Raw genomic sequence first — 23,693 nt, 5'->3', positions numbered from 1 at the left:
CGAGAGAGCCCGAGCAGCCCTGGTGACATCAGAGACGAGACCGCCTCGACGGAGTCGCGGCTGTCGACGCACGGCCGATGTTCGTCGCCGATGGCATCGCCGACCATGGAAACGGCGGTACTACGATCTGTGCAGCCGGAAGCTGGAGGCGGGGCGTGCAGGAACTGCGTGACGCGATCAAGCAGAGCGTCGAACGACTGGACCGATTTCGCCGGCATCCACGGCGGCTCGGCGAGCAGAACACCAAGGCCAGTCTGATCGAGCCAATGATCAACGCGCTCGGGTGGGATGTCTACGACCCGGACGAGGTGCACCGCGAGTACCGGCGCCGTACCTCCGACAACCCGGTTGACTACGCTCTGCTCTTGCTCCGCACCCCGCGCCTGTTCATCGAAGCGAAGGGACTCGGCGAGAACCTGGACGACCCCCGATGGGCGAATCAGACAATCAGCTACGCCACGGTTGCCGGCGTTGAATGGGTGGTACTCACCGATGGCGCGGAGTGGCGGGTGTACAACGCGCACGCTCCGGTTCCTGTCGAGCAGAAGCTCTTCCGGGCAGTCCGGATCGACTCCGACCCTGGCGGCGCGATGGATCTTCTGTGCCTGCTCAGCAAGGACAATATGCGGGAGAACCGCATCGAGGAGATGTGGAAGGGCTACTTCGTCGACCGGCAGGTGCACGCCGAGTTGACGAGCCTCTTCGCCGGTGACGAGCCTGCCGTCGAACTCGTGGCGCTGCTGGATGGACGCTTGACGAAGCTGAGCCGCGACGCAATCCGTTCTAGCCTGGTACGCGCGAGGGCGACCTTCGACTTCCCGACTGCGGTCACGTCGTTCTCCCCTGATCAGCCGGTCGCTCGGGCCGAGCCGCTCACAACGCCGCCGCCGAGCCGGTCTGGTAAGCCGACGCCGACGTTGCCCAGGCAACGGTCGGTCCAAAGGCGGCGGGTCAGCGCCGGTGAACGCAGACTGAGGGTGCCCGACCTGATCGCGGCAGGGCGGCTGCGGCCGGGCACCATGCTTTACGGCGACTATCTGGGCAGCACGTATCGGGCCGAGTTGCTCCGTGATGGTCAGGTTCGCTATGGCGGCCAGACGCATTCCTCGCTTTCGGCGGCCGGCACTGCCGTCAAGCTTGCGGTACGCGGGTCGGACGCCCCCGCGTCAGTTACCGCCACCGACGGCATGGACTTCTGGCGGACCGAAGACGCGCATGCCGGTGACACGGTGACTATCAAGGAGATCCGGCGCCGCGTTGCGGATGAGGCTGCTGATCCGGCGTCCGAGACCTGACAACGGGCGGCCGGTCATCCAGCTGGATTCGCTTGGTAGTAAACGTACCTGCCCGGCATCGAGATGTGGCGTCGGCTCCAGTCGAGGCCACATCTTTGTGAATTTTGAAGAAGAGTTCGACTCTTCGGTCGGTGAGTCGGGCCTCGGCGATGAGGCTTTCGACTGCGGCTCCGGGCTTGGGGTGGGTGTGCTGCTGGCCCCATGACCGGGTGCCGGCAGTCCTGGGTCTCGTGGTAGACGGTGACGCTTTCCTGGGTGTGGCGGAACATTTCCAGGCCGAGCAGGGCTCGCGGGCGTTGGGGAGGTAGACCTCAGTAGGCGGGATTGCCGACGACCCGGTGCCCGTGTCGGGTTTTACGTCGGTCCAGCGGCATCTGGCGGCTGTCTTGAGCGGCAAGCCACATAGGGCGATCAGCCAAAACGCTGAGTGGGGTTGATAGCCGCTGATGAGGCCAAGCAACGTGACCACGATTCGCTCAGGATGTACCACCCCATCAGATCTCCCCATGATCGGAACGAGAAATCGCGGGGGGGGGGGGGGGGCAAGTCGGTGCGGGTCGTGTCGTAGTCCAAAGCCTGGAATCGGAATGAGCGGGGAGCCGTAGTTCTCGCCGTCGATGAGCGGAGTGTCGAGACTTGCGCCGGCCACGAGCATACGGTCGTACTCGGCGAGCACGAGATCCTTCGTGCGATAGGTTCCGTACTTTGCGATCTCCTTGTTTTTAAGGCCACCACCCGAGTCGGACTGGAAGGTCTCCAAAATGTAGTCCGTGTCTGCGCGCGAGATCCCGTACAGGTGGAAGAAGTAGGCGTCGAGTTCAGCTCGGAGTCGGGCGCGTCGATCCTCGTCCCATCGGAACGGTGGACCGCCGTCATCGAGGTCACGGGCGAGCGGGGTCATGTCGTACGCGGTGTAGACGAGTTCGAGTACTCGTGGCCTGATGAAGGTTACGTGGCGCTCCAGCATCGTGGGCGTGGGAACTGGAAGCTGCCTCCATGTCATTAGAGACACGTGAGTGCCGCCTATCTTCTGGCGGCTCACAAAGTCGAATACAAGGGAGCTCTGTGCGGCGACAAGTGCGGCAATGAGGGTCGGCTTCGCTCGGGGAAACATGAGTGGAAACGTATGTCCTACGGCGGCGACTGGCAAGAATGCGGGAATTGCGGTCCGTTCGTCGGTCGCACGAGCTATGTCGCGCCACCCGCAGAGCCACTCATAGTTCCAGTCGAGGGCCTCCAGGCGTGCGATTGCGTCCCGGTTCTTGTCTTCCCCGGTTGCATCAAGTGCCCTCTCGGGCACCCAGTACCGCGGCTGAGCGGTTATAGAAGGATCCTGCTTCTCGATTGTGGTCAAAAGTCTGTGATCCTTGATGTTGTAGCTGGGGTAGGAGCTCCATCGGTGGTCGAATAGGTGGGCCATCTTGCCTTCGTAGAGCGGAACCATGTACTCCTGGTCCCGACCGAACCCGTTTCCGTCTGCCTCCCAGCCTGTTAGTTCGAGCTCCTCTCGGGTGTGGAAGATGTCGGAGTCATCTGTCATGCGGAAGTGATACTTGAATGTTATTTCCCATGAGTTATCAATAATGGGCGTGCGTCGATATATGGCGATCGTCAAGTCAACGTCGCGGCGGGAACGAAAGATGGGGAGAGCGCCCGAAGTTGGATTCAATAGCTGTATCTCCTCCGGGGCCAGTTGAAATATTTTTCCGTTGTCATCGAGGTTGTGTGGGTCAAGGAGGTAAAATGCGAGGTCGGTGCTTGGTTCGGTTAAGCCTCGGCCAACCAGTGATAGGAGGCAGAATTTAAGGCTGGAATGTATGCCGAGAAATATGGAATTTCGGTTCTCGAAGTCGTACAGTGAGGCGAGGGCTCCACGTCTGGTTATGTCACCGAAGAGGTGCTGTGATCCGGCCGCCCACGCAATGTTTGTCGGAATGACGAATCCCAGATGACCGTTTGGTGCGGCGAGGGAGATGAGGTGTTCGGTGAAGAGTTGATCGAATTGGAGTGAATTCACGCCCTTGACTGTTAGGCCCTTGATGCAAAGTGGGTAGAGGCCGGATCCTCGGGCGAATTGGAATGTCGATTTGATTCTTCTGCGTTCTGCTCGATAATCCGCACCCGCCTGCGGATTTTCCTTGATCCACCGGGCTATGCGGTCCCGTCGGGCCAGTCCCGCGATCTCGGTGATCGATTGGTCTACTGCGCTGAAGTACTTCTTGTCCTCGAAGTCAACCTTGTCCCAGGGTGGGTTGGCGACAACGTAGGAGAAACCTCCCGCCCATCCGGTCGCCGCATCGACTTCCGGGGCGGACGCATCCTCGGGTACGGAAAAGATATACGGGAACTCCAGGTGCCAGTGGAAGAATCGGTGCAGCTCCCGCAGCCGTACGATCTCGGTGTGGGTTGCCTGCGACGCGGCCTCGGAGGTTGGAACCTGGAGGGTGCGGAAGACCGCGTGGGTCACCGGCGACGGGAAGTCCTTGCGCTTATGCCACACGAACGCCGCACACCAAGCATCGGCTACGTGCTTCGCCAGGGCGTACGTGAAGGATTTCTGCCAATCCTGGTACGCGGCGGCTTGCCTGCGGACGTCGGTGAGAGTGTCGACGGGAGCGTCGGCGATGCGGCGCAGGCTTGCCGCGAAGGCGGTGTTGACGACCTTCGGATCGGTGTACAGGTCGAATAGGGTGTCCTGGCCCTTCCGCTCTGCCTCGTTCTGCTTCTCCAGGAGTCTGGCGTACACGGGGTCGTCATCTTCGATCGGTTTGAAGGCCATGCTGGGGATGCCGTCCCGCATCCGGGCCGGCGTGGCCCCGATCAGGGTGTTGCCATGCTTGAGGTGCGCGTCCAGGAAGCCGAGTGGTTTTCCTGGCTCCATGGCTTCGAGCCAGAGTGAAACCTTTGCTAGTTCGACCGCCATCGGGTTGAGGTCTACGCCGTAGATACAGCGGGCAATCACCTCGTGCAGGGCCTGCCGGACGGCACCGAGCGTCGGCTCCGGGTTGCGTTCCCGTACGGCGGCGACCCGCTTCGCGATCCGGCGGGCGGCGGCGACCAAGAAGTTGCCGGAACCGCAGGCCGGGTCGCACACGGTGATCGACAGCAGTTCCTCGGCGACGATCTCTCTGGATTCCGGTTGTCCTGACGCTGACGCGCGTATCTCGCCGCGCTTCTCGAAGTCGTCGATCACGCGGTCGAGGGTGGAGTCGAGTAGCCGCTCGATCAACGAACTCGGTGTGTAGTACGACCCGGTCTTCTTGCGATTGTTGCCGAGGCGTTCGACCAGCTCGAAGCTGTTGTCGCTGGGGGAGTGCTTGGGTATGAGTTCGAGCAGCGACTCGTAGATCGAACCCATCTCCTCCGATCCCATGTTGCGGTAGTCCACCAACCGCCAGCGAGTCGAGCCCCTGTCGCGGACGCGGGAGAGCTGGCGCACCGCCGCCAGGAGATCGATGTTGGCCAGGGACAGACCACGCAGCGGGGCATCCGCCTCGCTGTCGTCGAAGAGGCCACCGAGTCCTGGTAGGCCCAATTCCGGGTGTCCGTTCTCGTTGCCGAGTGCGTCGAGGACAATCCGTAGAGCCTGATACATATCCGTGTGCGCGGTGCCGCGGCGGTCTGCCCTGCGACGGAGCCGGGAAGTGGAGAAATATTCCGCGTAGCGCCGCCGGACCGTCTCGGTGGTTCCCGGCGGGTGCAGTACGTCCCGCTCCTCGATGACGAAGAGGAAGATCAGGCGGTACACGAGGCGGAGCAGTGCCGTGTGAAACGCATCGACGTCGAGATTCTCGCGAAGAACCGTGTTCGCCGGGTGCCTGAGAAAGCCGGAACCTAGCATGGTGATAGCCTGCTTCACCGTTTGCCGGTGGTGGTCGAGCGCACGCACACCCGAGGAGATCGCCTCGGTGCGCCATTTCTCTAACCAGCAGGTGGACGGTGCCGCGCCATCGGCCACCTCGAAACGGGAGACGTGCAGCAGCCGGTAGAGCAGGACGAACTCGCTGAAAAGTTCGCCGTCGAAGATCGCTTCCAGGTCGAATTCGATGTACGACGCGGTGGCGAGCGCACTGGAGTCGCGCAGAAGGCGTAGTTGGCGGCCGTTGGTGAGGACCGCCCACAGGTGTCCCCGGCAGCGGTTTAGGCATTCCTGCAAGAGGGACTGCGGTGGTACGCCCTTGGCGTTTGCGGGCCGCCGGTCAAGCGCGGCATTCCAGGGGATCAAATGGATCGGCACGTGGTTCCAGCGGTGGCTGATGGCGAACATTTTCCGGTTGTCGTCGGCGGCGATGCCCGACGCGCTGATGGTCGTGAGCTGGCCGAAGCCGAGCTCCCCGAACAAGGGCTTGAGCCATTGCGCGATCGCGAGGCCGGTCGGATCGGTTGGTGTCTCGGCCTCTCTCAGACGGGGAAGGCGGTTTCGGAGCTCCGCCCAGGTGGACCGCAGATAGTCCCAGTGCCGTTCGGCGTCGTCGCGTACCGAGTGTGCGCCGATGACGTGGTAGTCGACGGGCGTACAGCCGTCGACGTCCCGCCCGTCGCTGATGCGGACCAGCATGTCGGTCGGTAGGAGGCCGCCGATCGTGTGGACGGTGGTGAAGACCTGGCTGCGCGCGATGGCGGACATCAGGCGGCACCTCCGGCGGGTGCGCCGAAGGCTGCGTCGGACACCGGTAGGTAGACGTAGACGCCGAGGATGTCGGCGGGTTTCTGTGCGGTGACGGCGAGGCCGCGCACGATCTCGCCGGAGGCATAGCGCACCCGCCGATGCGAGGCGAGGAGTTCGGCGGCGAGCTCGTCGCCGTACCCGTCGAGATGCGCCGCGACCGAGGGCAGGCCGTCGAGGATCCGGCCCACGGTCCGCTCGCCGAACATGGGATCGGTGTTCTCGTCGGCGGTTGTCGTGTCCAGCAGCCCGACGGCTTCCCCGGTGGTTAGCCACCGCGCGTTGGCGGCTGCTCCCTCGAACGCCAGCAGCCTCGCGTCCTCGGCGACGAGGTCCTGCACACCGTTACGCGATGGCAGGGTGAGGTGCAGACGGTAGCGAACCAGCAGCAGTGTGACCCGGTCGCGGACGGCCCGGGTACGGATGACCCCGCACCGCCGGGCGGGACGTGATTGGGCGGTCCGGCCGTCCAGGGCGGCATCGAGTACGTAGCTCGCGAGCGCCACGACCGCCGGATCGGTACGCACCAGCGCGGCCTCGCCTCGTGCGACCGCCGCCGTGGTGCGGAAGACGACGGGCCGGCCCGACTCGGCGGCGTGGCTACCGAGGACCGAGGTGAGGGCGTCGCGGAGTCCGGCCGGGGTCCCGCTCACGTCCGCGCTGAAATCCCCAGGACCCCCCACATCACGGAGGACTCCGTCGAGGGCATGGAGGGCCTGGCGGACGAAGCCGTGCACCTCGGATGCCCGGCCCAGCGTGTCGCGGATCGCGGCCACCTCTCGGGCGACCTGCTCCGGGCGGATCGAGCGTTGGGCGAAACGGGACCGGGACTTCCGTTCTCGCTCCGTGGCCGAGTTCCAGTCCATTCCCGGATGTGGAGCGTGCTGGTCCACGGCGCCGACCTGTTTCAGGTCAAGCAGACTGCCCTGTCTGTCCTTCCGACCGTGGATCAGAAGCCATTCCACGATCGCGTCGGTGACGCCGATGGAGGTCGCGTCGGGTACGGAGACGGAGACGCCGAGGTCCTTCCGGATCTGGCGGTGCTTTCGGATGAGGACGTCGAGGATCTTGCCGTCGATGCCGTTGTCGCTGCCGTAGAGGGTGATGACCCGGACGACGTCGCGCCGCTGCCCGTACCGGTCGACCCGTCCTTCGCGCTGGTCGTGCCGGGTCGGGTTCCAAGCGAGGTCGTAGTGGACGACGGCGTCGAAGTGGTGTTGCAGGTTGACGCCCTCGGACAGGCAGTCGGTGGCGATCAGGACGCGTCGGGCGCGTGGATCGTCACCGGCGATCTCGGCGAGTTCCTCGATCCGCTCCAGGCGTTGGTGCGGCGAGAGAGTCCCGGTGACGGCCCGCACCACCGTGCGCTTGCCGAGGTTGCCGTCCAGGTGTTGGGCGACGTACTCGGCGGTCGGGATGTAGCGGCAGAAGACAATTGGGTGATAACCGTCCCGGAGCAGGGCCTTGACGTGCGTGACCAGAGCCGCGAGCTTCCAGTCCTCCGTGGTTCCCTCTAGCCGGGCCGCACGATCCGCCAACTCGCCGAGTCGATTCTCCGCCCTGTCCGGCGCCCTCGCCGCCCCGCCGTTCGTCGTCGGCTCGTCGGTCCGGGCACCCGGGGCGACATCGAGCCCCTCCAGCGCGTCGCCGTCTGCTGCATCCCTCACGAGAGAGGCACCGAGCCGGTCTGCCTCGTCGGCACTGCCGGCCGCCGCAGCCGCGGAGCGGGTGCGCAGTGTCTGGGCGGCGGCGCGGGGCGAGGAAACCAGCGAACGAAGCAGCGCGATCGCCGACCACCAGGCGATCCGGCCTTCGCGTCCACTGCGTTGACCGGCCGTGGTGACGCGTTCGCGGGTGTATTCGATGGCGTCGTCGAGAAGCGCCCGGTAAACGGGGGAGAGCTGGTACGTCTCGTCCTTGAACTGCCGGTCCGAGGGGAAGACCGTCTCCTCCGCGAGGTTGTCGTCGTGGAGGCCGTCGCTGGTTGTCAGGTACCTGCGGACATCGGCCCGTCTACGGTGCACGAAATGGCGGGCGAGCAGCCGGCGACCCGCATCGTTCTCCAGCTCGACCGTGGCGAGTTCGGGCTTGACGAGTCCGAGCAGGTTACGAAAGGCGCTCTCGTTGCCGCTGTGCGGGGTCGCCGTCACCAGGAGCAGGTGCCGGGTCGGGTCGGCCGCGACACGTTGCAGCAACTCGTACCTGAGCTGACTCTGGAGCGAGCCGCCGTCGTCGGGCGCGACGCAGGTGTGTGCCTCGTCGACGATGACCAGGTCGGGGCAGTGCCGGACGAAGTCGTCGCGGTGCCGGGCGGACTTGATGAAATCGGTGGAGACGATCACGTGGGGGTGTCGGTCGAAGAGTGACTGGCCCAGGTCCAGGCTCCGCTCCAGCTTGGCGACCGTGCTGGACAGAACCAGTTCGGCATCGATGCCGAACTTGGTACGCAGCTCAGCCTGCCACTGTTCGGTCAGGGCGGGCGAGCAGAGCACGGCGAGTGCTCGGGCACTGCCCTGGGCGAGCAGTTCGGCCGCGATGAGGCCGGCCTCGACGGTCTTGCCGATCCCGACATCGTCGGAGATCAGGATGCGGACCGTGGCCTGTCGCAACGCCATCATGAGCGGTACCAGCTGGTACGCCCGGGGCTCGACGGCGATCCCGGCAAGTGACCGAAACGGTCCGGCGCCGGAGCGGAAGCCGATGCGCAGGGCCGAGCGGAGCAGCCCGGCGGCCCGCGCATCGCCGAGATCGGTGGCGGACGGCGGTGCGAACTGGGCGCCGCGTACCTGCTCGGTGGCTGGGAAGACGGCAGCGATCTCGTCGTCGGCTCCGCCGAGCGGACGTAGGACGAGCATGTCGGCGGAACTCTGCGGCAGCACGACCCAGTCGCGGTCGCGGGCGGACACCAGGGAACCCGGGGCGTAAGGGGTGATCATCAAGGACGTCTCTCCGGTCGGCGGCGATGAGGGTTGTCTGGTCGCCGCCGCCGTCAGCCGTCGGGCTCCGAGCCGAAGTAGCGCTCGTACTGCTGGGCGAGGGCGCTCCAGCCCGCCTCCGGACCGAACCGGACGACATCCCAACCCTTGTTGTACAGCCGCTCCGTCGCTTCGTCGTCGCGCTCAGTGTCGCTGTCGCGGTCACCGTCCTCGCCGTCGACGAAGACCGCGACGTTGGCGCCGGGCAGCCGGTAGACGAAGTCGGGCCGGGCCGATGCCTCGTGGACGAAAACCCGCCCTTCGTCCGGCAGACGCCGGCCACCCTCCCGGAGCCAGGCGAGCAACGTGGCCTCCAGGATGCTTCCGGACCGCGCAGTCAGCCGCTCCGACTGCTCTGCTCGCGACTCGCGTTCGCCGATCGTGCGTGCCTGTCCGGCGGCGAGGCGGAGCAGCAGATCGCGGGCGAGGTGACGATCGATGAGGGCATGGTGGGGCTGGTTGCCGTACGTCAGCAGGCACTCGTAGCAGCCCAGGGCACAGGGACGGTCGGGGTGTTGACCGCCGAGGTCGTCGCCCTCCGGGCTGAAGTGACAAATGGCGAGTGCCACGACCGCGGCGCGGGCCAGAGCGCCCGGCTCGGCCTGCGTGAGTCGCAGCACACCGGCCCCGCCCTCGGCGGCCTCGGTGAACAACATCCAGTCGTGTGGGCCCTCCTTGCGGAGCAGTTCGCTGCTCAGCTCGGAGTCCTCCAACTCGAAGGCGGCCTCGATACCGCGTTCGAGCGCGTACATGAGCGAGACGGCGCCCGATTCCGGCAACGGCTCGTCGAGCCGGAGCACCAGGATGTTGCGGCGGTCCTCGACGTAGGGCAGGACGCGCTTCTTGCTGCGTTTCTCGTTGCCGTCGGCGTCAACGAGGGGCATCTCGCTGGAGTCGCCCGACGCCTCGCTGGCGTCCCGTTCGTTCAGCCAGCGGCCGTCGACGGGATCGAGCCAGAACCCGTCTTGCTCGCCCGGTTTCGCCCCGACCCGGCTGAGGTTGGTGATCCGGACCGTGGCCGAGTCGCCGTACGACAGAGTGGCGATCTGGCCCGTGGTGTCCGCGACCACGGCGTCCTGACGACCGGGGCGAATGCCACGGTCGTGGAAACGGTAGGACGTGGCCAAATTGAAGCCTGCCCGTCGGCGCTCCTCTTCGTCCGAGGAGATCTGCGCCCGGCGCACAGTGTAGACCGTATGCAGTTTCAGCAGACCATGGGTTGCCTCGGGCAGCTGGCCGCCGCACATCTCACACTTTTCCCACCGGTCGCGCACGTCGTGGTGGTATCCACAACTCGTACACCTGCGGGCCTCACTGGTGACGATGTGACCGGATGGATCCGGCGGCAGTTGAATGCGGGTGACCTGGTAGCGGGCTCCCTCGTGGTAGATCAACGCACCCGGCCCGAACTCGCGGATAGCCAGGAACCGGGGTCGTTGCAGATAGTCACCGTCGCCGGCACGCCGCCCGCTGGTCGGGACATAGGCGGCGAGCGGTAGACGCGGGAACGAGTACCCGGGTAGGAATCCCTCGCTGGCCAGGTACCGGTACGGATTGAAGTCGGAGAGCACGGAACTGCTCTCCACGCTTTCGTTCTTGAGCAGGGTGAGCTGTGTCTCGGCCTCACGGCGGCGCTTCGCGGCGCTCTCGCGGTCCTTCTCGGTGAGCGTGTGGTCCAGAACCCGTCGGTTCTGCTCGGCCTGATCGACCAGAGCCGCCCGGAAGAGGAGCCGCCAGCGCTCGAAGGCCAGATCGAACCGCTCGGGGGCGGTCGCGACGGTCTCCTCGATCCACCGGTCGTCCCACCACGGCGTACGGCTGTAGGCGGCGATCAGTCCGCCGAAGACCCGCCGGGCGGCCGACACCGCTCGGTCCCGGGCGGTGGTGTCGCGAAGGGCCGCCTCGATGTGGTCGAGCAGGTCGAGCCCTGGGTTGGGATATCTGGCGTCCTCGGCGTAGCTGATGTCGATGATGCTCGGGATGGCACGGTTGAGCTTGAGCCCGGCCTCGGCGAGCCAGATGGCCTGCACGTGGGATCGGACGAGATCCTCGTTGGCGAGGTCGAGCCGGGGCGGTACGACCGCTCCCGCCACCATCCGTTCCGAGCGGCGGAAGTAGTACTGGTCGTGGCTGCTGCCGGTGGCACAGTAGGTGACCACGAGTGCGGGCTGCCCGGACCGCCCCGCCCGTCCGCTGCGCTGCGCGTAGTTGGCCGGCGTGGGCGGCACGTTGCGCATGAGGACCGCGTTGAGCTCGGAGATGTCAACTCCCAGTTCCATGGTCGGTGAGCAGTAGAGCAGCCGCAGCTCCGCGTCGCGGAAGGCCTGCTCCCGCAGCTCCCGCTCGTGCGGGGCCACCTGGGCGGTGTGCTCCAGAGCCGTGAGCCCGCCGAACGTACCCGCCCGTTTCCGATAGAGGTCGCGGAAGAACGCGTTCACCCGCGGGCCGTCGCCGCTGGCGTAGGTGCGGGTCAGCGGGTCGTGGCTACCGGTCCGGCCGGTACCGACCCGCCAGATCAGGGCGCCGGCCAGGACGCGGTAGCCGGTCATGGTCGGTCGGGCGACCCGACGGGCGCGACCGGCACGCTGGGGTGCCGTCATGCCGACCTTGTTCACCAGACCGATCGCGACCAGCAACTCAAGGAGCTGTTCGATGATCTCCTGGGTATCGGCGATCGACAGGTTCAGGTGGGCGAGGTGCACCCGGCGCAGGTACTTGCCGAACTTGCCTCGTCCGGAGAGGAATAGGCCGGAGCGGTCCAGCCCCGGCTTCGACGACTGGGCATAGGCGGTACCGACCTGGGGGCGGTCGTCCCTGGTGAGGACCCAGGGACTGATCAGGCGCTCCTCGCTGGCGCGCTGGAGCGAGTCGAAGTCGTCGTGGAAGTGCTTCACGTCGATGGCGAGCGCACGCCGCATCTCGTCGAGCAGCGTGCGCATGATCTCGACCCGCTCGCCGGGCCCGACGTCGAGCAGCGGGGTCAGCTTGCCGGACCACCTGGTCCGTTGCTCGGCCAGCCACCGCAGGTCGGCGTAGTCGATGGTGACCAGCCCGGTCTGTTCCAGGTTGGGCATGGTCACCCGCCAACCGCGCTCCAGGTCGAGGTAGAGACGGAAGGCGATGACGTCGCGCAGGGTCTGGGCGGCGTTGCGGGTCATCGAGGGCGGCAGGTCCGCGCCGCTGGCGTAGTCGGCGAGTTCCAGGTTCAGGGCCTCCGTGATCCGGTTCGCCAACTGTTCGTGCTTGATGCCGTCGTCGCCCGCTTTCGCGACCGCCTGATACAGGGCACCGCGTAGCTGGATGATCTGAACGAAGTCGTTGAAATGGCCGGCTTGCAGGGAGGCATCCTGTCGATTGTCGACGAACGTAAGCAGCTTGCGAGCCCTCTCGGGCAGTGCGTCCGCGGGTGCGGCCAGGAGCGAACGGACGATGGAAGCGGAGATCAGCGAGGTCGCGGACGAACGCCCCTCCTGACCGAGAGTGGCCAGTTTGGCGAAGTCCCTGCGTCTGGTCTGTTCGTAGCTGACGTTGCAGTGCGGGCAGAACAGGAAGGGAGACGGGATGAAAGCCGCCCGGAGGTCGCCACGGCCCTCCACACCGGTCGCGTCGACGGTGATGGCCCGGGGCAGCCGCCGCCGGTATGCCTCGCGTACCGTGCCGTGGCCATCGCTGTCCAGCCACGAGTCCGGCAGGCGGCGCTCGGCGACAGCCTCGTCGAGGCTGTGCGGCCAGGGCCGGTCGGGGTCGACGTAGAGGTAGCCGTCCCAGGTCCGTCCACCGGTGGCCACGGTGTCCCGACGCGGCTCGTAGACGATCCGACCGTCCTCCTTCTCGGTGCGCCAGACGGTGAGAAAGTCCTGTCCGCACTCCCGGCAGAACGCCAGCGGCAGCAGGATCTTCCGGTCGGGTCCGGGCCGGACGAGCTGGTAGTCGCGGGTCAGGTAGCGATCCGCTCTGCTCTCCACCGTGCTGTAGACGGTGTCGCCCTTGGAGAGAAACTGGTGCAGGCGGAAGGCGAACAGGGGCCGTCCGGTGACCGGGTGCCGCGCCTGTGAACCGGCTTCCAGCGTACGGCGGATCGCGTCGGCGCACTCGACCACGGGGAGACCGCTCGTCCGGGCGAGTTCGGCTGCTGCGTCCTCGATCTTCGCGGGCCGCTGTCGGATTGGGTGTCCCGACGGGCCCTCGAACAGACCAAAACGCGCCTCGATCCAGCGGGCGAGCGGATCGTCCACCAGATCGTCGAACCCGGATGGCGCCTTCGGCGTCCGCAGCCGCTGTGCCGAGATTGTCGCCGGCGGCTCCCCGGTGGCGCGAATCAGCGTCTCACCGATCACGTTCTCCGTGCCGACCTCGGTACCGAAGAGCGTGCTCGCGATCTGCGCGACAACCTCGCGCTGGTCGGGGCCATCGGGGCCGTCCGTGCCGGCGATGGTGGCCGAGGTGCCGACACACTGGACGCGGTCCGCCCGACACGCCTCGCGTACCCGGCGGATGAGCAGGGCCACGTCGGCGCCCTGCCGACCACGGTATGTGTGCAGTTCGTCGAAGACGAGGAAGTCCAGCCCTCTTGCCATCCGGATGAGGGAACGCCGGTCGTCCGGACGGGTGAGCATCAGCTCCAGCATCACGTAGTTGGTCAGCAGGATGTCCGGCGGGTTCTCGTGGATCTGTCTACGCTGCGGCTGAGTTTCCTGACCCGTGTACCGGGCGAAGGTGACCGGCTCATGCCCCTCGCCGTAGCCGTCGCGCAGGTACTTTTCGAGTTCTTTCACCTGGCTGTTGGCCAGGGCATTCATGGGGTAAACGATGATTGCTCGGACCCGTTTGCGGCTGCTGGCGCCCTCCCGTTCACGGTCGCGCAGCACCCGATCCACGATCGGCACCACGTACGCCATCGACTTGCCTGAGCCGGTGCCGGTGGTGAGCACGTACGAGGCGCCGGTCTTGGCGATGTCGATCGCCTGCCGCTGGTGCCGGTGCAGGGTGAGCGGGCGACCGTCGCATTTCGTGCCGCCCTCGGTCTTGCCGGCCTGGAAGATCCGTGCGCACTCCGGGTGGAGCACTCCGGAGGCGGCAAGTTCACTCACACTGCCGCCGGAGGCGAAGTACGGATTCAACGACAGCCACGGGTCGGGCCACTGTGACTTGGTGTCGAGATCGTCCTCCACGAAGGTGGCGATGCGTTCGTCCCGGATGATCGTGCCGTTCCAGGCAAACGAGCGGTACTCGTCGATGAGCCTGCGGTGTACGCCGAAAACGTCCATCCCCGCCCCGGCGGGCCGGGCCGACACGTCGGACTCCGTGTCGGTCGCCCCGCCCCGGCCGAGGCCCGTGACCCGCATGGCCGCGACCTGCCGTACGGGGTCGAACTCCTCCCAGCCGGCGAGCCGGTTCCCGCCGACGGCGAACCTCAGCAACTCGTCGCGAATGGTGACCGCATCCGGAGGGCGGTCGACCGGCTTGCGTTCGAGCATCCGCTCGATGAGTCGGTTCAGATCGCTCGGCGAGTCAGCCCGTTGCGGTCCGATGGGCGGCGCGGTTTGCTGGTCGTGGCTCTCCTTGAGCTCGGTACGATCTCCGGCGAATGGAACCGCGCCGACGAGCAGCATGTACAGCGTGCAGCCGAGGGAGAAGAGGTCGGCCGCCGGGGTCAGGCTTTCGGAGCGTAGCTGTTCGGGCGCCATGTACGGGTCGCTGCCGGGCGGTATGCCCGGCCTGGTCACCCGGGTGGCGTCGTCGCCGATGATCTGGCCGATGCCGAAGTCGAGAACCTTGACCAAGCCGCCGCGTAACAACATGACGTTGTCGGGTTTGAGGTCGCGATGGATGATGTCCGTCGCGTGCGCCTCGGACAGGCCCTCGGCAATCTGCGCGCCGATGGCGGCGATCCAACTGATCGGGATCTGCTTGCCGTTTTTCTGTAGCTCCGTGAGGGTGGTTCCGTCGAGCAACTCCATGGCGAGGTACGGCTGCTCGATGTCGGCGTCACCGGCGATGATCTGGGTCAGGTTCGGGTGCCGGAGCCTTTTCATGATCCGTACTTCGCGCGTGAATCGCTTCACCCGCCTCGCCCGCTCGCTGGCGTCGACGCTTGTTCGCAGGAGGTCGGGCAGGATCAGCTTCACGGCGACCAGGCGATGTTTGCTGTCCTCGGTTTCCCGGTCGTCGGTGGCGCGGTACACAACGCCCATACCGCCGTGGCCGATCTCGTCCAGGAGGCGGAACCGGCCCGCCACCCACTTATTCTCCACGAACGCTCCTTGGTTCCGTTCAATGGCAGCGCTTCGCGCGCAAAATAATCGATGTCGATAAATGTCCGAAGTGGAACTTTGTTCGTCCAAGCAGGGTACATGCCGTTGGGTGACAGTCGGGTTCCGCTGCGTTCGTTTCCGCTTCGTGCACCAACGGGCTCACTTATATTTATGAGGGCAAATGCCGCAGGTTCGGGGTCGGTGATTTTGTCGATTCGACTGGCGTGGCCGGTGGCGTTGTTTGCGTGTCTGGCCCCCGGCCTGTTGAAACACCCAAGGTGGATCTTGTATCGAATTGGTGATCATAGATATTGGGCAATCTGTCTCGTGATGACGGTGCCCTCGACGCCTTGACTGCCGTGACGATGGTGGACCCGGCCGTACGTCCTCGAAACCGCTGGTGGCGGCTCGTCGAGAACGTCGGGCGCTTCGGATGGAATGTCAGAAAAGAAGGCCAAATCGCTCGATCTCCGCCTTGAGCTTGATGCGCAGTGACCGGTCCCTCGGGCGGTCGGGCGCGTCCTCGAAGACCTGCTCTGCTCGCAGAAACGACCGGCATGCCTCGTCGAGCAGGCCGGCCGCCTGCTGCGCCTTGCCGAGGAAATAGTGCGTGCGGGCCTCGTTCTGTAGGTAGCGCATGGCCCGGTACCGGTCGATCGCCGCCTGGTAGTCGTCGAAGGCGCGTTGGTGCTGGCCGAGAGTGGAGTAGATCTCCGCCCGTTTGCGTAGTGCGGCGGCCGTACCGTTGCGGTCTTCCGTGCCGCTGAGAAGTTCGTACGCCTCGCTGACGAACCGCAGTGCCGCGTCGTTGTCACCCTGTTCGAGCCGCGCGTTGGCCAGTCCGTTCAACGCGTGCCCGGCACCACGCGGGTTCTCGTACCGCCGGTGCAGTTCGAGTGCGCGGTTGAAGGCTTGCACCGCCAGGGCGGTGTCGTCCCGAGCCTCGTGCAGGATGCCGAGTAGCTGCTGAACCGCCGCCTCGCTGCGGCTGTCGCGCTCGCCCAGCCGAATGGCCTCCTGGGCGGTCTGGATGGCCGGCTGGAGCTTGCCGAGGTGGCGCTGGGTTCCGGCGAGAGCGAGCGCCACGGTGGCGCGATCGGTGGGACGTCCCGTCTCGGTGGCGGTCGCCAGGGCGTCAGTCAGGATGCGCTCCGCATCCGCTAGATGGCCGATCCGCCACTGGTAGGTCACCAGTGTCACCGGCAGCATCCACGTGTGTGGATGCATGTGTCTCTGGCGGGCCGTTTCTATCGCGGCGAGAGCCGTCAAGTACTCGGCATCGAACCACTTCAACGCCTGGTCGTTGTCCGTCACGTGGGGCATCTCGATGCCGGCGGGCGGGGTGCCGATCGGCATCGTGCGGCTGGAGCCGAGCGCCCGGTCGCAGGTATAGGCGCCGTAGAGCAGGTAGTCCAGCAGGCGTCGCTCGGCGGCCGCGCGCTCGCCCGCAGGCATCTCGATCGCGCATTCCCGCGCGAAGTCGCCCAACAGGTCGTGGAAGGCGAAGGTGCCGGTCGTCCGTTCTTCGAGCAGGTGCGCGTCGATCAGCTTGCCGGCGCGCCTACGCAACTCGGCCGCTCCGTGGTCGGCGAGGTGCAGTGCGGATGCCGCACTGATCGTCGGCCCGGGGTGGAGACCGAGCCTGCGGAACAGTTCGGCGGTTTCCAGTGTGAGTGGACGGTAGGACAGGGAGAACACGGCGGACAGATCCCAACCCAGGGCGCTTTGTCGCAACGCGACGAGCCGGGACGGCGCACGCCGGAGTTCCTCGACGAGTTGCTCCAGGCGTGGCGTCCGCTGTGCGAGGATGTGGGCGGCCAGCATGTGCAACGCCAGTGGGAACCCGCCGCACAACTCCACCAGATTCTGGGCCGCATCCCACTCGTTGAGGACTGGCCAGGAGCCGATCACGCTGTTGAGCAGGTTGAGGCTGTCGCGCGGATCGAGCGGTTCGAGCGATAGCGCCTTCGCCCCGGTGTCGGCGGTCAGGCTCTTCATCCGGTCGCGGCTGGTGATGAGGGTGGCGCAGCCCGGGCCCGTCGCCAGCAACCGTTCAACCTGTGCCGCGTCGCGAGCGTTGTCCAACACGACCAACACCGATCGCTTCGCCAGTATCGCGCGGTACGTGGCTGTCAGGCCATCAAGTGAGCCACCGTTTTCGGCCACCTCGGTCGGGGATCCGGCGCTCGGTTCCCGAAACGCGTTGATGAAGAGGTTCAGTATCCGACGGGGGTCCTCCTCCACGCCGTCCGAGTACCCGTGCAGATCCGCGTGGAGAGTGCCGCCGCTGAACCGCGCCCGTGCTCGGTTCGCCCAGTGCAGCGCCAGTTGGGTCTTGCCCACGGCCGGAGGCCCGTGAACGACAGCGATACGTGCCTGCGTGGCGACATCGAGCAGCGCGCCGTCGAGGTCACGCAACTCTCGATCCCTGCCGAAAATGCGGTCCCTGCTCATCGGAAGGAAATGCGGAGTGGAGTACGACTGGGCAGTTTGCGGGCGCGCGACGAGCTGAGCTGCTTTCCCGCCTCCAATCTCCCTGTACAACCGCCACGCGGACGGGTCAGGTGACTCCTGATTGTAGTCCTCGTACTTCTGGTAGGCCGCCTTGGCTTTGTCGACCATACCGACCTCCACCAGGGTCTGCATGTGCAGCAGCAGGAGCTTCGGGTGCGACGGTCGATCTTCACGCAGGCGTTCGAGTTCAGTCAGCGCTGCGGAGTGGCGGCCCTGTTCCAGTTGCGTACCGAGGAGAAGTAGTCGGACATCGTCGTAGAGGCCCTTGATCCTGTCGATCTCCGTCTTGAAGTTCACCTCGCCCAGGCCGCGCAGCGGCTCCCCGTCGTAGCCCCGCAGTGCCGACTGTAGCGAGAGTGCACGTTGATCGGGACCTTGCTGCTTCGCCTGCTCGAACAGGTCACGGAGACGCCAGTAGTCGATCCGTTCCCGCGGCACGTGGAGTTGGTAACCGCCGCTTCTGGTCACCGAGATCGCGTTCCGACCGATCAGTCCTCGCAGCGCGTAGGCGTACGTGCGGAGCGTTGCGGCCGTAGCCGGTGTCCGGATCCAGAGGTGGTCTTGGATGGTCTGCTGTCCGGCGCGCAGGTGGGGGGAGAGCGCGAGCACGGTGAGCAGGGCGAGCGCCTTGAGTGAACGCGGCCGCAGTGACTCACCGTTCCGTAGCACTTCCACCGTGCCGAGCAGGCGAATATCCAATTCGTTTCCGCGTCCGTTGTCCACGGATGAATGATGGCCTACCTGCGCTTTGAGGGCGAGCACGGAACTGCGAGTCTGATCTTGTCCCACTCTTGTCCCACTCTGCTCCCACGGTCGTCCCACATCTGTCTGGGAACGTTTGTTCTGCCGAGTTACGGCAGTTCAACGGAGGTGGAGATGGAATCGGAAGATCGGTTCGATGAACCGGGTGGAGAATCTCGATCACGAATGCGGGCGGCGTTGGTTGTCGTGGATGCGACAGCAGCGGCGCGTCGGCTGCTCGACGTGATCGAACTGGTGGAGTCGGACCCGAATGTCCGCGTGTTCTTCAACGCGAAACCCGGACCGATGACCGGCGAGGTCGAGGCGTTCCTGACGGATGTGGGAGCCCGGACGGTTCCGTGGTCGACGGCGCGACGGTCGCGTTTCGACCTGCTGTTGTCGACGGAGGCGGAGGCCGTGGCGGACCTCCGTGGGCCCGCGATCGTCGTGCCGTACGGCCTGATGCAGCGGGAGCCGCTGGGGGAGGGGCGGGGTATCGATGCTCCGGTGGGGAAGGTGGTCTCGGCGACGGTCCACAATCGGCCGTCGGCAACCCCGCTCCTCGCCCTCGCGCACGAGTGGCCGCGGATACTCGGCGATCGCTCCGGAGTGGCGCCCAACAGCCTGGTCGCGGGCGACCCGACCTACGACCGGCTGACGGCGAGTCTGCCGGCGCGGTCCGCGTACCGGGCAAAGCTCGGTGTGCGGGAGGACCAGACACTGGTGCTGCTGTGTTCGGGCAGCCACCCGCTGTGGTTGTTCGACGGGCGGGGTTCGATGGTCCGGGCCCTGGTCGACGACCTGCCCACAGCGGAGTACCGGGTGATGTGTCTGCTGCCGTACCGGACCTGGCGCGAGTACGGCTCGCGGCAGGTGCGTGCGTGGGTCACCGGTGTGACCGGGGGACGCGTCACCCTGATCGAGCCGAGGATCGACTGGCGGGCGGCGTTGGTTGCCGCAGACCAGGTGGTCGGGGACAGCGGCCCGGTCACCGGGTACGCGGCGTCGATCGGCAAGCCCGTGCTGCTGGTGCGCCTCCCCGGATCGGAGATCCCATCCGGTTCGATGGCGGAGGCCGTTGCCGCGGCGACCGGCGTCCTTGACCCGGGCAGGTCGCTCCGTCGACAGGTCGCCGACGCCGGCACGCCACTGCCTACGGACGTCGCCGAGGTGGTGAGCCGGCTGACCTCGCTGCCAGGACGTTCGGCGTACGTCCTGCGTACGAGCATGTACCAACTGCTCCGCCTACCCGAACCACAGACGGTGTCCTGGTACCGGCCGGTGCCCGTGCCGCCGTCCGAGTAGGTCATGCCCTCCGGTGTCGAAGGCTGCGATCGGAACCGCCGGCCCGAGACGGTAGGCCGGGTGTGCGGCATTGACCGTGTCTCCGATTGTGCCTTTGCCCAGGTCCGCCGAGCCGTGTTGCCCGGACGGAAGTGCCAGCGCACCGAAATTTGTTTCCAATGCAAATAGTCGTAATTAGTCGAATCAGGGTGTGCCTAGCCGACCCGCTGCGCACGAATCAAAGGGGTGGAAATAATGATCCGGTATTCGCGGGTGTTCACTATGTCATTCTTCGGTGGCGGCGAGAATGGTGGAACGGTCGACTGTAACTGAGCCGACCATGTCCAGGGGGACCGCAGGCAAGTCGCCTGCGGTCCCCCTCCCCGTCCGGCGGGTTGGTGTAGCGGGGCACCCGGAGCTGGTCCCAGGAGGACTTGCCGGGCCAGCCGTCGGCGTTGGCGCCGGTGTAGCTCAGCTTCCGCTGCCAGTTGGTGTAGGACTGGCGGTCGGCGTCGCTCCACCTCGGTCCGAGGCCCGACAGGTACGCACCGCAGCCCTCGGCGACGAGTCGGGCACCCATCGCCGTCACGATCGAGCTGTACGGGTTGGACTGGGAGAGGGCCGCTCCCGGGTAGGGCTCGTAGCTGGTCGGACCGGCCGAGACACCGCCCTCACTGGGCACCATCAGCCGGTCCCAGGTGGTGGCGCCGGGCCAGCCGTCGGCGTCGGCGCCGGTGAAGCCGAGCTTGCGCTGCCACATCGCGTACGCGTCCTGGTCGACGTCGGACCACTGGCTGCCGGGACCGAACCGGTACGGGTTGCAGCCCTCCTGCACCAGCCGGACGCCCATCGCCATGATGATGCGGCTGTTCGACCTGCCCTTGAACCACTCGGTCCCGGGGAACGGGGACGTAACCGTCGAGCGGGGTCCTGCCGCCCTACGGATCGAGGCTCGATCCTGGCCGGGGATCGTCAGGCGGGTGCCGTGGTCGCGGTGCTCTGTCGGCCGTACGTGATGGGCGGCACGCCGTTTCCCGAGCCGCCCTCGCTGCGGGCGATCGCCGCGGCGCTGCACATCACCGAGAGCGCGGTGAAGAAGCACCTCTCCCGGCTGTACGACAGGTTCGGCCTGACGGCAACGACGACCGGCGCCGGTCCCGACTGGCGGGGGAGGCCGTCCGCCGGGGCGCCACCCGCTCCGCCTGACCCGGAGTGACATCCAGCCCATATTCTTGACTGGTTCCAGAAAACTGACCAGACTGCGGGGCGTGGCGACGACCCTGGACTTCCCGCAGATGCTGCGGGAGGCCGCGTTGCGCGTGACCCGTCCCCGGGTGGCAGTGCTGAACGCGGTGTACGCGCACCCGCACGCCGACACCGACTCACTCATCGGTGCCGTACGCGGGGAATTGCCCGACGTGTCCCACCAGGCCGTGTACGACGTGCTGCGGGTGCTGACGGCCGCCGGTCTGGTACGGCGCATCCAGCCATCCGGTTCCGTGGCCCGCTACGAGTCGCGGGTGGGGGACAACCACCATCACGTCGTGTGCCGGTCGTGTGGTCTGATCGCCGACGTCGACTGCGCCGTCGGTGAGGCGCCCTGCCTGACCGCTTCCGACGACAGCGGCTTCTCGATCGACGAGGCCGAGGTCGTGTTCCGGGGCCTGTGCCCCGACTGCTCCACCACAGGCAATTCCCGATCCCTCTGATCCGCGAAGTCACGGAAGGAACCCGATGTCCGAAAACCACGATGCCGTCGTCCATGACGCGGAGGCGGGTAGCGAGTCCCGCTGCCCGGTCGCACACGGACGCGCCCCCCACCCGACCCAGGGCGGCGCAAACCGCGGCTGGTGGCCGAACCAGCTCAACCTGAAGATCCTCGCCAAGAACCCGGCCGTGGCCAACCCGCTCGGTGACGAGTTCAACTACGCCGAGGCGTTCAAGACCCTCGACCTGGCGGCCGTGAAGCAGGACATCGCGGAGGTCCTGACGACCTCGCAGGACTGGTGGCCGGCCGACTACGGCCACTACGGCCCGTTCATCATCCGGATGGCGTGGCACAGCGCGGGCACGTACCGCATCAGCGACGGTCGCGGTGGCGCCGGCGCCGGGCAGCAGCGCTTCGCACCGCTGAACAGCTGGCCGGACAACGGCAACCTGGACAAGGCCCGCCGCCTGCTCTGGCCGGTCAAGAAGAAGTACGGCCAGAACCTCTCCTGGGCCGACCTCATGATCCTCGCCGGCAACGTCGCCCTGGAGACGATGGGCTTCGAGACCTTCGGCTTCGCCGGCGGCCGGCCGGACGTCTGGGAGCCCGACGAGGACGTCTACTGGGGTCCCGAGACCACCTGGCTCGGCGACCAGCGCTACACCGGCGACCGGGAGCTCGAAAACCCGCTCGCCGCAGTCCAGATGGGCCTCATCTACGTCAACCCGGAGGGCCCGAACGGCAACCCGGACCCGATCGCCGCGGCCCGGGACATCCGCGAGACGTTCCGCCGGATGGCGATGAACGACGAGGAGACCGTCGCCCTGATCGCCGGCGGCCACACCTTCGGCAAGACCCACGGTGCGGGCACCACCGACCACGTCGGCCCCGAGCCCGAGGGCGCTTCGATCGAGGAGCAGGGCCTGGGCTGGAAGAACACCTTCGGCACCGGCAAGGGCGGCGACACGATCACCAGCGGGCTTGAGGGTGCGTGGACCAACACCCCGACCGCCTGGGACAACAGCTTCTTCGAGATCCTGTTCGGCTACGAGTGGGAGCTGTCGAAGAGCCCGGCGGGCGCGCACCAGTGGAAGCCGAAGGACGGCGGCGGCGCCGGCACCGTCCCCGACGCGCACGACGCCTCGAAGAGCCACGCGCCGACGATGCTGACGACCGACCTCGCCGTCCGGTTCGACCCGGCGTACGAGCAGATCTCGCGGCGCTTCTTCGAGAACCCGGCCGAGTTCGCGGACGCCTTCGCGCGGGCCTGGTTCAAGCTGACCCACCGCGACATGGGCCCGATCGCCCGCTACCTCGGCCCGGAGGTCCCGGCCGAGACGCTGCTGTGGCAGGACCCGGTCCCGGCGGTGACGCACGAGCTCGTCAACGCCGAGGACATCGCCACCCTCAAGGGGCAGATCCTCGCCTCGGGGCTGTCGGTGTCCCAGCTGGTCTCCACCGCGTGGGCGTCGGCATCGACGTTCCGGGGCAGCGACAAGCGCGGTGGCGCCAACGGGGCCCGGATCCGCCTCGAACCGCAGAGCGGCTGGGAGGTCAACAACCCGGACGAGCTGGCGCTGGTGCTGCGTACCCTGGAGGGCATCCGGGAGGCGTTCAACGCCGGCGGTAAGACGGTCTCGCTCGCCGACCTGATCGTGCTCGGTGGGTCCGCGGCCGTGGAACTCGCCGCCAGCAACGCCGGCCACGCCGTCGAGGTCCCCTTCACCCCGGGGCGTACGGACGCGTCGCAGGAGCAGACCGACGTGGAGTCCTTCGCCGCGCTGGAGCCGACCGCTGACGGGTTCCGCAACTACCTGGGCAAGGGTCACCGCCTGCCGGCCGAGTTCCTCCTGGTCGACCGGGCGAACCTGCTCACCCTGAGCGCACCCGAGATGACGGTGCTCGTCGGCGGTCTGCGCGTCCTGGGCGCGAACCACCAGCAGTCGCCGCTCGGCGTCCTCACCACCACCCCCGGCGCGCTGACCAACGACTTCTTCGTCAACCTGCTCGACCTGGGTACGGCGTGGTCGGCGACGTCCGAGGACGCGAACACGTTCGAGGGGCGCGACGACGCCACCGGCGAGGTCAAGTGGACCGGCAGCCGTGTCGACCTGCTCTTCGGGTCCAACTCGGAACTGCGTGCGCTCGCCGAGGTCTACGCCAGCGACGACGCGCGGGAGAAGTTCGTCCGCCACTTCGTGGCGGCCTGGGTCAAGGTGATGAACCTCGACCGGTTCGACCTCGTCTGATCCTGAC

At 66.7% G+C, this 23,693-nt stretch carries 10 protein-coding genes; 5 read left to right on the top strand and 5 right to left on the bottom strand.

The window, feature by feature from the left end; translation table 11 throughout:
* Positions 1-77 precede the first annotated feature (77 nt).
* The gene (locus OG792_RS25790; protein WP_329103109.1) at positions 78-1,295 is read left to right on the top strand and encodes a hypothetical protein; all 1,218 of its coding nucleotides are present in this window, start codon (positions 78-80) and stop codon (positions 1,293-1,295) included.
* Here OG792_RS25790 and OG792_RS25785 read toward each other — a convergent pair.
* From OG792_RS25785 to OG792_RS25770, 4 genes are all read right to left on the bottom strand, one after another.
* Entirely contained in the window at positions 1,237-5,922 is a 4,686-nt protein-coding gene (locus OG792_RS25785) for an Eco57I restriction-modification methylase domain-containing protein (protein WP_329103108.1), read from the bottom strand. The genes OG792_RS25790 and OG792_RS25785 overlap by 59 nt on opposite strands.
* Positions 5,922-8,867 (bottom strand): DEAD/DEAH box helicase, encoded by a 2,946-nt coding sequence (locus tag OG792_RS25780; protein WP_329103106.1) that lies wholly within the window; start codon positions 8,865-8,867, stop codon positions 5,922-5,924. Before OG792_RS25780 ends, OG792_RS25785 begins: the two co-directional genes overlap by 1 nt.
* 83 nt (positions 8,868-8,950) lie before the next feature.
* Entirely contained in the window at positions 8,951-15,190 is a 6,240-nt protein-coding gene (locus OG792_RS25775) for a protein kinase domain-containing protein (RefSeq protein ID WP_329103104.1), read from the bottom strand.
* Positions 15,191-15,631: 441 nt separating this feature from the next.
* A complete protein-coding gene (locus OG792_RS25770) occupies positions 15,632-18,427 on the bottom strand; it encodes an AfsR/SARP family transcriptional regulator (RefSeq protein WP_329103102.1) in 2,796 nt (931 codons plus the stop codon).
* Between the two features lie 225 nt (positions 18,428-18,652).
* On the opposite strand from OG792_RS25770, the gene OG792_RS25765 reads away from it, so the two are divergent.
* On the top strand, positions 18,653-19,750 hold the full coding sequence (locus tag OG792_RS25765) for a hypothetical protein (RefSeq protein WP_329103100.1): 1,098 nt from the start codon (positions 18,653-18,655) through the stop codon (positions 19,748-19,750).
* A gap of 259 nt (positions 19,751-20,009) precedes the next feature.
* Here OG792_RS25765 and OG792_RS25760 read toward each other — a convergent pair whose 3' ends face one another.
* Complete coding sequence (locus OG792_RS25760) at positions 20,010-20,804, bottom strand: peptidoglycan-binding protein (RefSeq protein WP_329111425.1); 795 nt, start codon at positions 20,802-20,804, stop codon at positions 20,010-20,012.
* Between OG792_RS25760 and OG792_RS25755 the strand changes: the two genes are divergently transcribed.
* From OG792_RS25755 to katG, 3 genes are all read left to right on the top strand, one after another.
* Positions 20,715-20,945 carry a hypothetical protein gene (locus OG792_RS25755; protein ID WP_329111623.1) on the top strand — a complete coding sequence of 77 codons (231 nt, stop codon included), beginning with the start codon at positions 20,715-20,717 and terminating at the stop codon, positions 20,943-20,945. The two genes, OG792_RS25760 and OG792_RS25755, sit on opposite strands and share 90 nt — an antisense overlap.
* A 79-nt stretch (positions 20,946-21,024) precedes the next feature.
* On the top strand, positions 21,025-21,438 hold the full coding sequence (locus OG792_RS25750) for a Fur family transcriptional regulator (RefSeq protein WP_329111423.1): 414 nt from the start codon (positions 21,025-21,027) through the stop codon (positions 21,436-21,438).
* Positions 21,422-23,686 (top strand): catalase/peroxidase HPI, encoded by a 2,265-nt coding sequence (gene katG, locus OG792_RS25745; RefSeq protein WP_442932501.1) that lies wholly within the window; start codon positions 21,422-21,424, stop codon positions 23,684-23,686. The genes OG792_RS25750 and katG overlap by 17 nt, the downstream gene beginning before the upstream one ends.
* Positions 23,687-23,693: the final 7 nt, after the last annotated feature.

Source organism: Micromonospora sp. NBC_01699 (genome assembly GCF_036250065.1).
In the GTDB taxonomy this organism is placed as follows: domain Bacteria; phylum Actinomycetota; class Actinomycetes; order Mycobacteriales; family Micromonosporaceae; genus Micromonospora_G.
The sequence above is the reverse complement of the archived record's forward strand: the minus strand, read 5'-3'. Positions and strand labels throughout refer to the sequence as shown.